The sequence below is a fragment of the Streptoverticillium reticulum genome (assembly GCF_047456005.1).
In the GTDB taxonomy this organism is placed as follows: Bacteria; Actinomycetota; Actinomycetes; order Streptomycetales; family Streptomycetaceae; genus Streptomyces; species Streptomyces reticulum.
This window is the reverse complement of record NZ_CP179755.1, coordinates 6811781-6826093: the sequence shown is the minus strand read 5'-3', so window position 1 is coordinate 6826093 and position 14313 is coordinate 6811781. Positions and strand designations below refer to the sequence as shown.

General features: G+C 68.1%; 14 protein-coding genes and 1 pseudogene. 11 read left to right on the top strand and 4 right to left on the bottom strand.

Translation table 11 applies throughout. The features are described from left to right. Positions 1-100: 100 nt before the first annotated feature. The 10 genes and pseudogenes from ACMATS_RS31485 to ACMATS_RS31440 all read left to right on the top strand — a co-directional run bounded on the left by ACMATS_RS31485 (position 101) and on the right by ACMATS_RS31440 (position 7529). Positions 101-748: a 4'-phosphopantetheinyl transferase family protein gene (locus ACMATS_RS31485; protein ID WP_414169798.1), complete on the top strand. Its 648-nt coding sequence runs from the start codon at positions 101-103 to the stop codon at positions 746-748. 281 nt (positions 749-1029) lie between these two features. Continuing rightward, a complete protein-coding gene (locus tag ACMATS_RS31480; protein ID WP_414169797.1) occupies positions 1030-2016 on the top strand; it encodes an antibiotic biosynthesis monooxygenase in 987 nt (328 codons plus the stop codon). Positions 2017-2073: 57 nt separating this feature from the next. Then, entirely contained in the window at positions 2074-2265 is a 192-nt protein-coding gene (locus ACMATS_RS31475) for a BBE domain-containing protein (RefSeq protein WP_391155236.1), read from the top strand. A 230-nt stretch (positions 2266-2495) separates the two neighbouring features. Beyond that, positions 2496-3083 (top strand): annotated as a pseudogene (locus tag ACMATS_RS31470) (FAD/NAD(P)-binding protein); the annotation flags it as partial. Next, the gene (locus tag ACMATS_RS31465; protein WP_414169796.1) at positions 3068-3649 is read left to right on the top strand and encodes a formyltransferase family protein; all 582 of its coding nucleotides are present in this window, start codon (positions 3068-3070) and stop codon (positions 3647-3649) included. The pseudogene ACMATS_RS31470 and the gene ACMATS_RS31465, both read left to right, overlap by 16 nt. After that, entirely contained in the window at positions 3646-4902 is a 1257-nt protein-coding gene (locus tag ACMATS_RS31460) for an MFS transporter (protein WP_414169795.1), read from the top strand. Before ACMATS_RS31465 ends, ACMATS_RS31460 begins: the two co-directional genes overlap by 4 nt. Before the next feature lie 177 nt (positions 4903-5079). Continuing rightward, the gene (gene lepB, locus ACMATS_RS31455; protein ID WP_414170830.1) at positions 5080-5967 is read left to right on the top strand and encodes a signal peptidase I; all 888 of its coding nucleotides are present in this window, start codon (positions 5080-5082) and stop codon (positions 5965-5967) included. A gap of 22 nt (positions 5968-5989) precedes the next feature. Next, on the top strand, positions 5990-6157 hold the full coding sequence (locus ACMATS_RS31450; RefSeq protein ID WP_336416478.1) for a hypothetical protein: 168 nt from the start codon (positions 5990-5992) through the stop codon (positions 6155-6157). Between the two features lie 99 nt (positions 6158-6256). After that, positions 6257-7033 (top strand): TetR/AcrR family transcriptional regulator, encoded by a 777-nt coding sequence (locus ACMATS_RS31445; RefSeq protein WP_414169794.1) that lies wholly within the window; start codon positions 6257-6259, stop codon positions 7031-7033. A 55-nt stretch (positions 7034-7088) separates the two neighbouring features. After that, positions 7089-7529, top strand: coding sequence for a hypothetical protein (locus ACMATS_RS31440; protein WP_414169793.1), 441 nt, complete (start codon positions 7089-7091; stop codon positions 7527-7529). 140 nt (positions 7530-7669) lie between these two features. On the opposite strand, the gene ACMATS_RS31435 is transcribed toward ACMATS_RS31440, so the two are convergent. The 4 genes from ACMATS_RS31435 to ACMATS_RS31420 all read right to left on the bottom strand — a co-directional run bounded on the left by ACMATS_RS31435 (position 7670) and on the right by ACMATS_RS31420 (position 11845). Then, positions 7670-8617 carry a DMT family transporter gene (locus ACMATS_RS31435; RefSeq protein ID WP_390779136.1) on the bottom strand — a complete coding sequence of 316 codons (948 nt, stop codon included), beginning with the start codon at positions 8615-8617 and terminating at the stop codon, positions 7670-7672. Continuing rightward, positions 8617-10167, bottom strand: a complete 1551-nt coding sequence (locus tag ACMATS_RS31430; RefSeq protein ID WP_414169792.1) for an acyl-CoA dehydrogenase family protein — start codon at positions 10165-10167, stop codon at positions 8617-8619. Before ACMATS_RS31430 ends, ACMATS_RS31435 begins: the two co-directional genes overlap by 1 nt. Positions 10168-10213: 46 nt before the next feature. After that, positions 10214-10588 carry an acyl-CoA thioesterase gene (locus ACMATS_RS31425; RefSeq protein WP_390779134.1) on the bottom strand — a complete coding sequence of 125 codons (375 nt, stop codon included), beginning with the start codon at positions 10586-10588 and terminating at the stop codon, positions 10214-10216. Between the two features lie 528 nt (positions 10589-11116). Continuing rightward, the gene (locus ACMATS_RS31420; RefSeq protein ID WP_391155247.1) at positions 11117-11845 is read right to left on the bottom strand and encodes a class I SAM-dependent methyltransferase; all 729 of its coding nucleotides are present in this window, start codon (positions 11843-11845) and stop codon (positions 11117-11119) included. 1015 nt (positions 11846-12860) lie between these two features. On the opposite strand from ACMATS_RS31420, the gene ACMATS_RS31415 reads away from it, so the two are divergent. Beyond that, the gene (locus ACMATS_RS31415; RefSeq protein ID WP_414169791.1) at positions 12861-14294 is read left to right on the top strand and encodes a hypothetical protein; all 1434 of its coding nucleotides are present in this window, start codon (positions 12861-12863) and stop codon (positions 14292-14294) included. Positions 14295-14313: the final 19 nt, after the last annotated feature.

Sequence of the window (14313 nt, the reverse complement as noted above, 5' to 3'; positions counted from 1 at the left end):
TGAGGGGGACCGAAAGCGTGTTGCGTGCGGTCGGTGACCTGCACGTGTCGTACGAGGACAACCGGGCGGTCGAGGCGACGGTCGCGGGGAGGGTGAGCGCGTGATCGAGAGCCTGCTGCCGTCGAGCGTGGTGTGCGCCCACAGTTTCGCCGATCGGCTCGACACTCTGCTGTTCCCGGAGGAGGAAGCCGTGATCGCCCGGGCCGTCGCCAAGCGGCGGGCCGAGTTCACCACGGTCCGTGCGTGTGCGCGGGAGGCGCTGGCGAAGCTCGGACACCCGCCGGCGCCGCTCCTGCCCGGGGAGCGGGGCGCCCCCGGCTGGCCGGAGGGCGTCGTGGGCAGCATGACGCACTGTCAGGGCTACCGCGCCGCCGTGGTGGCCCGGGCCGGCGAGGTGGCCGCGCTCGGCATCGACGCGGAGCCGGACGAACCCCTCCCGGACGACGTACTGGAGGCCGTCGCCCGCCCCGAGGACCTCACCGCGCTGGCCGCCCTGCCCTCCGGGGGCCCGGCCTGGGACCGGTTGCTGTTCAGCGCCAAGGAGTCCGTGTACAAGGCGTGGTTCCCGGTGGGCCGACGGCTGCTGGACTTCCAGGACGCTTCGGTCACCATCCTGCCGGACGGCACGTTCACGGCCCGCATGCTGGTGCCTGCACCGGACCTGCTGGGCAGGCCGCTGACCGGCTTCTCCGGCCGCTGGGCCGCCGGGAACGGGCTGGTGCTGACGACGATCGCGGTGGAGCCGTAGCGGGGTGCCTGCTCAAGCGCTGCTTGCGTCCTGCGCCTGACACCTGTCCACGTACTCACCGTTCCGGTCCGGAGGCGAGGCGGTCAATACGCGTGCCGGTCCGGCTTGTTCATCCACGCGCCGTAGGCCTGGGCGCCGAGCTCGGGATGGATCTGCTCGACCTTGATCCTCCACTCACTGAAGGGCTTCGTGTTGCATCACGCAGTCTCCGATCGGCATCACTATGACCGATTCGATGGCCGATTTGCCCGAAAAGTCGTATACGTATTAGCCTAACTCGGGTGGGTTCTCGTGCAAGCCGTGACGCCGGGGCCGACAGCGCCACCGTCGTGATCTCGCAGAAGGTGCGCGCAGACCGCGTCGAGGAGTACCGGCGCTGGCAGGACAGGACGAACGAGGCCGCCCGCGCATTCGCCGGTTTCGAGGGCGCCGAGGTCTACTCGCCCGAAACCGGCGAAGAGAACGCATGGGTGGCCGTCTTCCGTTTCTCCGGGGTCGACCACCTGACCGCCTGGTTGAACTCACGCCGAAGGCAGGAGCTGCTCGCCGAAGGACAGGAGCTGTTCGAGGGGCCCCCGACCCAGGAAGTGCTCCGCGGCGGTGCCGCTCCCGAGCGGGCCCCGGAGGCCATCACGGCCGTCATCTCGCACGAGGTCAGGCCCGGACAGGAACAGCGGTTCCTGCGTTGGCAGGCGAAGACCCTCAAGGCGCAGGAGAAGGCACCCGGTTTCATGGGGTCCGAATTGTTCAAACCGGTCCAAGGGGTTCAGGGAGTGCAGGAGCGCTGGGTCGTCGTCTTCCGCTTCGACACGCGCGAACACCTCGACGCATGGCTCGCCTCCGATGTCCGCGCGGAACTGCTGGAGGAGGGACGCAACTGTTTCGCCTCCTACGACGTGCGCAAGGTCGGCTCGGCGTTCAGCGGCTGGTTCCGTTTCGGCGAGGGAGCGCAGGGCCGTGCTCCGCCCAACTGGAAACAGGCCATGTCCGTGCTCCTGGCCCTCTATCCCACCGTGATGGTGCTGAACCTGACCGAGGGAGCCGAGCTGAACGGTGTCGGCGTTCCCGGATATATCGGGCTGTTCATCGGGAACATGCTGAGCGTCAGCGCGCTGACCTGGCTGCTGATGCCTCTGGTGAACAAGGCGCTCGCCTTCTGGCTGGTGCCCGCGCGCGCATGCGGCCGCCGCGTCGACCTGGTGGGCGCGGCCGTGGTGGTGCTCTGTTATCTGGTGACCATCGCGGTCTTCGGACTGATTGCGCCCTGACCGACCGCTGACCGTTGACCGCTTTCCACACCGGCCGAGCGAGGAGGGGAGGCCGTGATGTCCGAAGGAGCCGTCGAAAGAGCCGTCGAAGGGACGCTGATCCGGCGCGGCGACCCCGGCTACGAGAGCGCCAGGACCGACGCGGCCGCTGTCCGGCGCTCGTACGCCCCCGCCGCCTGGGACCGTCTGCAGGAACTCAAGGCGCGCTGGGACCCGGAGAACCTGTTCCGCTCCTGCCTCGCGCCATGACGGGCCGGGGGCGGGGCAGGCGTCGAGGCCGGCCGGATCAGAGGTGCCGACTGCAGCGCCGGTCTTTTGCCACTCCTTGAGCGACTGCAGGGCGTCTCTTTTCCGCAATCCCCGGCTCAGGGCCGCGACGGGGCGCACCTCTCCGGCCACCCCCGGAGCCGGCCGGCCATGGCAACTCGGCCGACTTCAGGGGTCGTCGACGGGGGATTTGAACCCCTTTCCGGCACTCCATGCATCTTGCAACGACTCCCGTGAGCCATCGCAGGGTGGCTCGATTTCAGTATTGGGTGCAAGATCCATGTTGTTACGCTCGCCGGGTGAACGCGATCAAGGGCAGAGGTCCGCTCTCGGAAAGAGTCGTCGCTGTCGTGGGCGCAGGGGCCAGCGGTATTCTCACGACGACCCAACTCATCACACAGGCCGCCGTTCTGAGCCGCGACCACAAGTTACGCATCCAACTCTTCGACCACACCGGTGAAATGGCGACCGGCCCCGCTTACGGTACGCCGCACGAATGCCATATCCTCAACATGCGTGCATCCACCATGACCATGTACGGCGACCGCCCGGACCACTTCCTCGACTGGATCGACTCACGTATTCCGCACGGGAGTCGACCGACATCCGGAGATGCCTACATACCCCGTGCACAATACGGCGGTTACCTTCGCGAGCAGTTGCGTTCCGCCGTCGAGGACGCCCACCGGCACGGCATCGAAGTGGAGTTCGTGAAGGCCCGCGTCACGGACTGTCTGCCCGGTACCGGAAAAGCACTCGTCCAGTGCGGGGACGTCGTATATCCATGCGACGCCGCGGTGCTGTGCTCCGGCGACCTGCCGGGGAAAGGGCTGCCGCAGCTGGCCGGTTCTCCGGCGTATACTTCTCCACAGCGGCCGGACACTCCGCGCTGCTCAACCTCCACCCGGGCGTCCTGCCCGCCTACCGCGGGGTGCTCACCTACGCCCGGGCGATGGCCAACTCCGATGCGCACGCCGGGTTCACGCTGCACCACATCAACGCCGACTGGGACGCGGGCGATGTGCTGTCCTGCACCACCCAGCCGCTGGACCACGACCGCTCGGTGCTGGAGAACATGATCCGGCACCACCGGGCCGGCGCCGCCCTGATGCACGAGGCGGTCGTCCAGACCCTCGAGGGCGAGCAGTTGCCCGGCGTTCCGCAGCCGACGGCCGAGGCGCGTTACTACACCCACGCCACGCCGGAGGAGCTGACGGCCATCCAGGACAAGGGGATCCGCCTGTTCCGGGCCGAGCCCGTCATCGGGACACTGGTCCGCGCCTTCTGCGCCGACGGCGGCAGCACGGCGCGCGGCGCGCACAAGGTCCTGCGGGACGCCGTCGTCGACGCCGGGATCCTGCCGTGACGCCCCCGGCCGGCCCCCCGAAGAGCGGCGCGGCGGGCGGCGCGCTCGGCCGGACGCTCACGATCGTGCTCACCCTGGCCTGCGCGATCACCTCGTCCAACATCTACATCAACCAGCCCGTCCTGACCGACATGGCGAGCTCCTTCGGGGTCTCCGAGGGCGCGATGGGCTCGGTCCCGACGGCCACGCAGTTCGGCTACGCGCTCGGCATCCTGCTGCTCGTCCCGCTCGGCGACACCCGCGACCGCCGCAAGCTGATCCTGTCCCTGGGGGCCGCGACGACGGTGGCACTGGCCGCCGCCGCGCTCGCCCCCGACCTCGCCGTCCTCACCGTCGTCAGCTTCCTGCTGGGCGCCCTCACCCCGATTCCGCAGATCGTCGTCCCGCTCGCCGTGGCGCTCACCGGCGGCCAGGCCAAGGGCCGGGTCGTCGGCGTCCTCCAAGGCGGCCTGCTGGTCGGCCTGCTCGCCTCCCGCACCTACGCCGGGGCACTGGCCGACCTCGTGGGCTGGCGCTGGGTCTACGGCTGCTCGGTCGCGCTGATGGTGATGCTCCTGGTCCTGCTGTTCTTCACGCTGCCCAAGGGCATCACCGGCAGTGCCGCGATGCCGTACGGCGATCTGCTCAAGAGCCTGCCGAAGCTGTTCCGGGGCAGCCCGCTGGTGCGCCGGGTGTGTACGTCCGGGGCACTGGTCGGCGTCTCCTTCGGCGCCTTCTGGACGACGCTCGCCTTCGTCCTTCAGGACTCCTACGGCTACGGGCCGGGCATCGCCGGGCTGTTCGGCCTGGTCGCCGCGGCGAGCGCGCTCGGTTCGCCGCGGGCCGGCCGGCTGGCCGACCGCAAGGGGGGCCGCTACACGCAGACGGTGCTGCTGGTCGTCTCGCTGGTCGGCTGGGCGACGCTCGCGGGCGGCAAGGAGTGGCTGGTCCTGATGGTGCTGGGCGTCGTCCTGCTGGACGTCGGCGTCTGGGGAAACCAGGTCGTCAACCAGGCCATGCTCTTCAAGCTCGACGCCGGGCAGCACAGCAGGCTCAACACCCTCTACTTCACGACCCGTTTCCTGGGGATCGCGATGGGCTCCCTCCTCGGTTCCCAGATCTGGAACGCGGGAGGGTGGTACGGCGTCTCCGTCCTCGGGGTGGGTGCGCTGCTGCTGGCCGCGCCAATCCTGTGCACCACCCGTGACGTGCGACCGGTGGACGACATCCCGGCCGGCACCAGCGCCGAGGAGGCCGCCTCCCGGGCGGGCTGACCTCACATCGGGAGGGCCTGCGCGGAACGCGCGGGTCCTCCCGGGCGGGACCTCGGTCCGGCCCGGGCCCGGCCGGCATCGGGAGAACCACGGCACCTCCGCCCGTTATGGGGGCGATGGGCCTGCACCGATGGACGGGTGGGCACGCGTGTGAGGTGAGGAGCAGCTGTGGGTGATCTGACGGTCGGTTCCCGGTCCGGGACCGATGAGCCCGAAGAACCGGCGGAGCATGGCCAGTTCGTCCGGCAAGCGGCGGGATCCGTGCCGGAGTCATCGCCACCGTCATCGTCACCATCGTCGTCGGCGGCCGGCAAGGAGGCGAGCGGTGGCCCGGCCGAGCGCAGGAAGCCGCGCTCCTTCTGGAAGGAGCTGCCGGTCCTCATCGGCGTCGCCCTGATCCTGTCACTGCTGATCAAGACGTTCCTGGTGCAGCCGTTCAAGATCCCGTCCGACTCCATGCAGAACACTCTCCAGCGCCAGGACCGGGTCCTCGTCGACAAACTGACACCGTGGTTCGACGCCAAGCCCCACCGTGGCGAGGTCGTCGTCTTCCGCGACCCGGGCGGCTGGGGCGACGACATACCCACCCCGCACCCCAACCTTGTCGAGCGGGCCTTCAGCTTCATCGGCCTGACGCCACCGGCCGATCAGAAGTACCTCATCAAACGGGTCATCGCGGTCGGCGGCGACACCGTCGAATGCCAGGGCACCGGCCTGGTCAAGGTCAACGGCAAGGCCCTGGAGGAAGACTCGTACCTCTACCCCGGCGCGACCGCGTGCGGCGACAACCCGTTCGGCTCGGTCCACGTTCCCAAGGGCCGGATCTGGGTGATGGGCGACCACCGCAACAACTCCGCCGACTCCCGCTACCACCAGAACCTTCCGGGCAACGGCACGCTCCCCGAGGACGCGGTCGTCGGCCGCGCCGTCGTCATCGCCTGGCCCGTCAGCCGCTGGACGAACCTCCCGGTGCCCGGCACCTTCGACCGGTCCGGGATCAACCCGCCTGCTCCGGTCGACGACCGAGGGCCTTCGCGTGCGCGTGAGCCCAGCCCCCGAGGGTGACGCCGGCAGCGATCAGAGCGACGTGCGCGAGGAGCGCCGGGACGAAGCCGCCGGGCAGCCACCCGAGCAGCCCGCGGTCGTCGTGGTGAAAGAGGAGGCGAAAGAGGCCCTGGCTGAAAACCACCATCGCCACCGCGCCGAGGATCTGCAGGACGTCGTATTTCTTCATGGCCTCTTCCCTCACGAGTGAATACGATACGAACGTATCAGCGTCGACATCCTCACACCCGCACACAGCATGGAAATTCCTGCATTTCGTCACACTCTTTCCAGTGCTACGGTGAGAGGTATGCGTGACGAAAACCCGACGGCATGCCTGATGTGCAACACACGCATCGCCCCTTCAACGCGAGGCCGTCCCGCCGTCTACTGCTCCCGCAGCTGCCAGGCCCGGGCATACCGTCGGCGCAAGAACCGGCTGCCCGCACCGGGCACCCCGGTCACGCCCCCGTCGCCGCGGCAGACGGACACCCGGGCACGCCAACGGCGCCGGATCGCGGAGGCGTTGTGGCGCATCGCCGCCGAAGAGGGCCTGGACGCGGCGAGCATGCGCCGGATCGCGGCCGAAGCCGGCGTCTCACTGCGCGTGGTCCAGTACCACTTCGACAGCAAGCACGCCCTCCTGGTCGACGCCCTGCGACTGCTGCACGAGGAGAACGGACGGATTGCGGCGACCCGCGTCCCTTCCGACATGACGGACCCGCACGGGCTGCTGCGTGCGCTGCTGAACGAATTCCTGCCGCTGGACGAGCAACGCGCTTCCGCGCTCCGGGTGTTCGCGGCGTATTACGCGCGCAGCCTCACCGACCCGGCGCTCGCGGCGGTCTTCCTGGCCGCCGAGCAGCCGCTGGAGGCGCTCGTCGGGGACATCATCGAGACGGGCCGGGCGTCGGGGAGCACCGCCCCGGGCCTCGACGTACGGCACGAGGCGGACCTTCTGGTGTCGGGGGCCACAGGCCTGGGCCTGGACGTCCTGCACGGGCGCCGCTCACTGGCGGATGTACAGGCGGTGTTGGACTACCACTTGTCCCGCATCTTTACGGCGGACGCCGCAGCGGGGCGGTGAGGGGGACGGAACCCGAAGATTGATCACGGCCGCACGCAGTCCCTAGGCTGTAGCCATGTCCGGCAAACAGGTTGATGCTTCGGTCATCGATGGCGCGCTGTGCAGTCGTGACGGCGAGGCGCCCTGGACCGTCGCGTGGGGCAAGCTGCCGCCGGGTGTCGAGACCGTCCAGGTGAGTTTTCGTCGCGGCCGCACGTCGCAGCCAGCGGCACGGATCGGTGTGTTGGGGCAGCACTGGGCCGGCGAGGTCGCCGGCCGTTTCGACAAAGTCGTGGTGAGCTTCGCCGGGAAGCGGGAGTCCGGCAAGGTCAAACCACGGGAGAAGACGCCGCAGCCACGTCGTCGGCTGCGGCGGGCGCGTGCCGACGGCACGGCACCCGTCGATCCCTTGGAGGAGATGAAGCAGCATTGGGGCCTGGCTGCGCTGATCCTCCAGCCGGGCGACGTCGAGCTGCCCGAACTACCCGACCTGCGGATCATCGGCGACCAGCTGTGACGGTCTCTGTTTCAGCGGCGCCGCGCCAGCAGGCACCGAGGGTGGACCGGGGGCGCGGCCCGGGAATCGGACGCGGCTCACCGGCTTCGCCCGGCCGGGCCCTCCCCCCCCCTCGTGGGCAAGGGCCCGGTCGGCCCCGTTCAGGAACGGTCCGGCACCGGCGCGGACTTGCCGGCCGGCACCGCCGCGGGATCCTGTTCGGCGTCGGTCGTTCGGCTGCTGCGGTTGAAGACGATGATCGAGACCACGATGACCGCGAACCCGACGATCTCCGACACGGTCGGGCGCTGGCCCAGTACGGGCCAGGCGATCAGTCCTGCGGCGATCGGCACCCCGTAGAAGTACGACGCCACCCGGTCCGCGCTCTCCGAACGCATCAGGACGAACAGGAGGCTGAGTGCACCGATCGACACCCCGACCGACATCCACAGTTCCGACAGCAGGAACTGCGGTGTCCACCGGATGACCCCCTTCTCGAAGATCAGTGCGCCGACGAGCATGACGACGGCCGACGAGCCGGACTGGACGCAGCCGTTGACCAACGGGTGTGCGCCGGGGTTCTTCATCTGGAAGTAGAACTGACCGGTGGACAGTCCCAGCAGACCGAGGAAACCGAAGGCGACGTTGGTCGGAGTGAGCCCGGACGACGACTCCAGGCCCCGGTATACCGTGATGGCGACACCGACCACTCCGCCGATCAGGGCCAGCACGGACAGCAGCCGGACCTTTCTCGCGGTCACGACGGAGACCATCAGCCACACCAGAATGGGCTGCAGCGCGATGATCAGTGCCGAGACCGCGGGGGTCATGCCGCGGTAGAGCGCGTAGAACACCCCGACGGAGAACACGCCTTGCAGCAGGATGCCGCTGATGACGAGGTGGATGTAGCCCGAGCGCGGCCAGGCGACCTTCAAGCACGTGACGAGGACGAACAGAATGACTGCGGTCGCGCCGAACCGGATTGCCAGGTAGTACAAAGGCTCCGCGTAGGGCAGGCCGTACCGGCCGCCCACGAATCCTGATCCGTAGATGGTGATGAACACCAGCACGGTCAGCGAAGCCTTGAGATTCCTGTTCCCGCCGGCCACTAGCGCACGCCGGCCTTGGCGTCGGCCGTGACCATGCCGGTGCGCGGACGCGTCGCATCAGGCGTGTCCGGAGCGTCCGGCGCGCCCTGAGTGCCGACCAGCCGACCCGCCAACTCGTATTCGTTGACCAGGGAGATGATCTCGTTCTTCAGCACCGCGATCGCCTTCGGGAAGTCGGCCTCGTCCACGGCCAGCCGCGTATTGGGGGCGGCCGACCGGGATTCCCTCTCCAGCATGCCGATGCCGTACACCCGGGAAAGAATGCGTCCGAGAATCACGGTCTTGTCCTGGGACGGCACATCGGTGATGTGGCTGAGGTTGATGTCGGTGATGTGGAAGAACGCGTCTTCCAGATAACCGAACCGGCCGACGAACTCCAGCGGCGACCGGAGCCCGGACTCCTGGAACCGGCGCAGGAACAGGTTCGCCAGGTGCTGGCAGAGCAGGTCGTTCGTTCCGTCGAAAATGGTGTAGACGCGAGCGTCGAGGAGCGCGTAGGCCGCTATGTTGTCCGGCGCGTCCGTGCGGTATCCCTCGCCACCGCACAACTGCTGGTAGTCGATGGCCGATTCGAGCATGAGCTCGGAGGACAGCACCTTGGTCGCCAGCGAGGCGAACATGCTGTTCTCGAGGTCCGTGTAGTAGTCCTCCGCCAGCATCAGATGCCGGTAGAGCGCGTTGCACACGACGTAGTTCTGCTTGATGCGGCTGACCTTGTACCGCACGTAGTCGATGTCGTGCAGCGTGCCGTCACCGATCGCCCTCGTGCTGACGTGACGCAGCGCCTCGGTGCTCAACCGGCGCAGGAATCCGCTGCTCATGGCGGCCTTGCTGAACCGGGACGCGCACAGGATCTCGGCGGCGTCGCCCAGGCTCTCCCTGGTCTTGGTGAGTCTGTAGTGGCGGGGCACGCTCAGATCCAGGGTGTTGAGTCCGTATCCGAGGTTCTTCAGCCCCAGGCTGTCATAGACCTCGGTGGTCTCGAACCCGCCGTCCGACCGCTTGTGCGCGAAGTAGGCGAACTCCTTGCGCTCCGGGTGCTTGGCGCAGACGATCCACCAGTCGGCCTGCTCGCTGAACGCCTGCCAGTGCTTGGTGCCGGTGATCCGGTACGTGTCACCGTCGTCGTGGTAAGTGGTCTGCATGCGCGCGAGGTTCGAGCCGCTGCTCGGCTCGGTGAAGGCGAGACCGCCGATGACGGGGTTGTGGAGGAAGTCGTCGAAGACCTCCTTCTTCAGTACGTCGTCACCGCCGGACGCCACGTTGCGGAGGAAGAGGACGGTCACGATCATGGTGTACATGCCCATCGGCAGATTGCGCTCGGACATGATCTCGATGATCTCGCACATCTCCCGGTGGCTCTCCCGGCCGCCGTACTCGCGCGGGATGGCCGGCAGGTAGATGCCCAGATCGACCAGCTTCTGCAGGTTCTCCTTGGACAACGGCTCCTGCGGCAGCCGGGCGCTGTCGAACTCGTCGATACCGCCCCGGAAGTTGTCGAGGAACTCGGTCGAATCGAGGTGGACCAACGGGTTGCGCGACACGCTCATGGCAATAATCCAATCTCGGCAGGCAATTCGGCTCTCGGCTCTGGTGCTACAGCGCGCTCAGTTCGGCCCGCAGGTGGTCCGGGATACCGGCGGTGGCTTCCCGCTCGTAGTCGAAATGGACCATGATGCAGGTGCCGTGGGCGACTTCGGCGCCGTTCTGCGTGGCCGTCTGCTCGATGGTGATCGAGGTGTTCCCGATCTTCGCGACCTTCGTCTCGATGACGACGTCGTCCGACGCGAAGATCTGCCGGGTGAAATCGATCTCGTACCGGCGCAGGATGAGCGCGAGGTCACGCATGTTCGGTTCTTTGCTGAACAGCCGGAAAATCGGCAACCGCCCATGCTCGAACCAGACCGGCACTGCGGAGTTGGTGACATGACCGAGCACGTCGACTTCGGAGAAGCGCGGCGAAATCGTCACCTTCACGTTCTACCCCCGATTACTTCAAATTGGTTCAGTTGTTCGAGTGATCGACAGTGTCTCATCGCTGAGGTTCCGTCATGGGTGTGACGTGCAGCACGCCTTCGGCACACCTGTCACTGCGTCACGAGTCGGCCCGTCGTGAAGCGGAACGACAGGGTCGTATCGAACACGCCGCCCGATGCTGGGCGATACCTGTGGACGAAGTCAACTGCCTTTGGAGAGCTTGAACAGGTGGCTTCGTGAGGCGGAGTTGAGATCCCCGAAGGAAAGTAATGACGGCCGCGGGCACTTCGGGTCGGTGCACTGACCGCAGCGGGGCGGGGATATGGCGCAGGGGTCGGGGACGGAGCGTCAAATGTTCAACTGCAGGCGCGGTGAGCGTCGCATGCGGAACTGACAACGAGGTGTACTCGCGTGGAACGGACATGCAGCCTGCACCCGACTACGGCGCCGCGGGCCTGCCTCCGACAGCGGAAACCCTCGGTCCTGCGTCCGGACATTCGGGGTTTCCGCTGCCGGAGTCACTCACTCCGTCTTCCCCCGTGAACTCCCGTCGGCACCCGGGCGCCGCGCGCTGAGCACGAGGCCCACCGGTTCCGTGTCCGTCGGCAGTCCCGTCATCGGTTCCCAGGACACGTCGGTGAAGCCGCAGTCCTTCAGTACGTCCTCGTACGCCGCGCAACTCCAGTAGTGGACGGCCAGCGAAGTCGGCGGCGTGGTGGGGATCGAGATGGTGAACGGGTCCCCGTCGCGGAGCCTGTCGGGGCGGTTCAGGACGAAGCCGTTGGGCTGGGAGACCTGCGGCTGCAGGCGGGGGTTTCCCACAATGGCGAGCAGACGCCCGTGAGGTGCGAGGTTGACGTATGCGCTGCGGCACATGCGGGCCAGGGTGCTGCGGCTGTCCGCGTAATGCAGAACGAGGGCTGCAGTGACGATGTCGAAGGCGCCCAGCACCGGCAGGCCGACGATGTCGTGCACCTCGTAGCGCACGCCCAGTTGCTCTTGCTGCTCTGTGCGTCGTGCGAGCTCGATCATTGCGGCCGAGGCGTCCACGCCGAGTACGTCGGCCGCTCCCTGTCGGCGTAACGCCCGGGTGAACGGCCCGCCGCCGCAGCCCAGGTCGAGGACCGAGGCGCCGTCCACCCGGCCGAGCGCGTGCAACAGCGAGGGGATTTCCACGTTTTCGCGATAGGGGCCCACGACACGGTCGACTTCACGGTAGTGCGCGGCAATCTCGTCGTACTGGAGGGACACCGGTTCTCCCTGGGGGTGTGGCCGATGAGGCCAATGGTGTGGGTGGTACAGGTTGCGTGATCATGCCAGCAGCGGCAGGAGGCATCAAGAGCCGCAGGAAGGCTCGGCCCGGCAGGCCGACCGCCGTCCGCGAAGCGCCGTATGATGCCCCAACTCACCCCCGTTGGCAAGGAATTCCTCGACGTCAGGCCTTCACCGCTCCGTGCCCGATACGCTTCGGGCAGCAACGGCCCTACCTCTCACAGGGCGCCCTGCCCGTCCGGTGCAGGGCCCCGGTCGTACCGGGAACCGCAAGAGTGAGGAGCCGAAGCTGATGGTGAGGCCGAAGGACAGAAGGAAGCACCGGCGACGGCATCCGCTTTGCGAGTGGGTGACGCTGTCGGCAGCGCTTCTGAACGTGGTTGCCGCCATCGCGCGGTGTTGCGATCAGCTGGTGCGCTGACGGCGTGCCGCTGACGTGGTTTCGGACGATCGGTCGGTCTGCTTGCCAAGTGGGCCCGGCCGCCGGGTAGTCGGCCGGGCCCACGCGATGCCTCGCGCGTGACAGACCTGGCTCCGGGGACCACCGGAGCCGGGTCTTTCGGCGCCGCGCGAGAGACTGCCCCGCCGGCCGGTCCGCGGATTCCCGGAAGTCGACCGTCTGACGTACAGTCATGTACGTTTCCGCAGCCCCGCTGTCCATCGTGCCCATCGGCCGACGACGCGGCCACTGTAGCAACTGCCCTTGCCGCGGACACCCGTGCTGTCCCGGATTCTTGCAGGTCACGGGGATGGCGAATCATGGCGCGCCCTTGCGAACGCCTGGCGACCGCCCCGCCCTCGCCCGCCGTCGAATGCATCTTCGCCGCAGGTCATCGGGGGTGGCGAAGGTGGCCAACAGCCCTGGCGCCAGGGTGGCGCGACCCTGGCGAACAGCATGATGTCGACCACGGCGTCGACCACGATGTCGACCGTCTGTTGAACGGAGTTCGCCACCATCCCGGCATCCCGGCCCCCTCACGGAGATGGATGCCTCATGTATACCGAGCGCCTTGCGCGACTCACTCGCCCCACGCTGCGCGCCGCGGCCATAGCCACCGCCCTCGCCGGCAGCCTGCTGATGCCGACCGCCGCTCTGGCGGCGGCCGTTCCCACCCCGAGCCCCTCCCCCACAACCCCCGGACACAACGGGTACGTATCCGCTGCCCGTTCCGACGCGCAGATCCGCTCGTTCTGGGAGAAGCACGCCCACGACAAGCCCTCCACCCCCACCCTCGACAAGAAGGCCGGGAGCAAGCCCGGCAAAGAAAGACGCGCAACCGAGGGCAGCACGACCGGCAGTGAGCCGGTCAGGATCGCCGGCACCAAGCCGACGGCGTCGGCAGCAGCCACGCCCAAGCGGAGCGCCCTCCGCGGTGCCGCCGACCTCCGCGAGGGCGTCCGCGCCTTCACCGGACGCCTCAACTGGGACGACGGCCCCGGCTACATGGGCCTGTGCACCGCCACCGTCGTCGTGTCCGACAACCACGACACCCTGGCCACCGCCCGCCACTGCATGAAGACGCTCTCCGACAAGGTCACCATCGACCCGAACGCCAACTACCGCTTCGCTCCCGGCTGGTACGTCGACGCAAACGGCGAGCACGCCCCCTACGGCTGGTTCACCTGGCGCGGTGCCGCGGTCACCCCCGAGAACGACCAGCAGAACGACGACACCGCCTTCATCGCCCTCAACCCCCAGAACGGCAAGCACGTGCAGGACGTCGTCGGATCTTCCGGCATCGCCTTCAACGCGGCTCTTCCGTCCAACGTCGCCATCGCCGGGATCCCCGGCGACGTCAACCAGCTCCACGTGTGCGAGCAGCCCGCCCACTGGGGTCAGGAGAACCCCCCGCAGATCCTGCTGCAGAGCTCCTGCGACGGCGACAGCGAACTCGCCGGCGGCGCGTCCGGCGGCGGCGTCTACGATGCCGACGCCTTCCGCAACGGCGGCGGCCTGTACGACATCGGCTCGTACTCCGGCTCCTACCTGAACCAGGCGGCAACCGCCTCCTTCCGCGACGAGGCGGCCAACATCTACCGGGCCGTCGGCGGTTCGCAGGGCAACGGCGACGTCGTCCTCAAGCCCGGCTTCACGATGAACGCCGATTCGTCCGTCACCGCGGGCGGCACCACGCTGACGCTGCAGAAAGACGGGCAGCTGCACCTCAACGGCCCGCGCAGGGACTGGTGGAGCGGCCAGTCCAACATCGGCGGCGCCCGCCTGGACTTCCAGAGCGACGGCAACCTCGTCGTCTACGACGGCAGCGGCACCGCACACTGGGCGCTCAACCTCAACAACCGCGAGGGCGGCACCGCACCCGTGGCGGGTTCGACGGTGAAGCTCCAGGCGGACGGCAACCTGGTGGTGTACGGGCCGGACGGCGCGGTGAAGTGGGCGGCCTTCTGCTACGGCACCGGCCACTGCTGAGCGGGGACGACGATGATGA

Coding starts and splice junctions, on each gene's coding strand:
- ACMATS_RS31475 (WP_391155236.1), top strand. CDS start 2,074: ATGTCCGAAGGAGCCGTCGAAAGAGCCGTCGAAGGGACGCTGATCCGG.
- ACMATS_RS31465 (WP_414169796.1), top strand. CDS start 3,068: ATGCGACGCCGCGGTGCTGTGCTCCGGCGACCTGCCGGGGAAAGGGCT.
- ACMATS_RS31445 (WP_414169794.1), top strand. CDS start 6,257: ATGCGTGACGAAAACCCGACGGCATGCCTGATGTGCAACACACGCATC.
- ACMATS_RS31440 (WP_414169793.1), top strand. CDS start 7,089: ATGTCCGGCAAACAGGTTGATGCTTCGGTCATCGATGGCGCGCTGTGC.
- ACMATS_RS31430 (WP_414169792.1), bottom strand. CDS start 10,167: ATGAGCGTGTCGCGCAACCCGTTGGTCCACCTCGATTCGACCGAGTTC.
- ACMATS_RS31415 (WP_414169791.1), top strand. CDS start 12,861: ATGTATACCGAGCGCCTTGCGCGACTCACTCGCCCCACGCTGCGCGCC.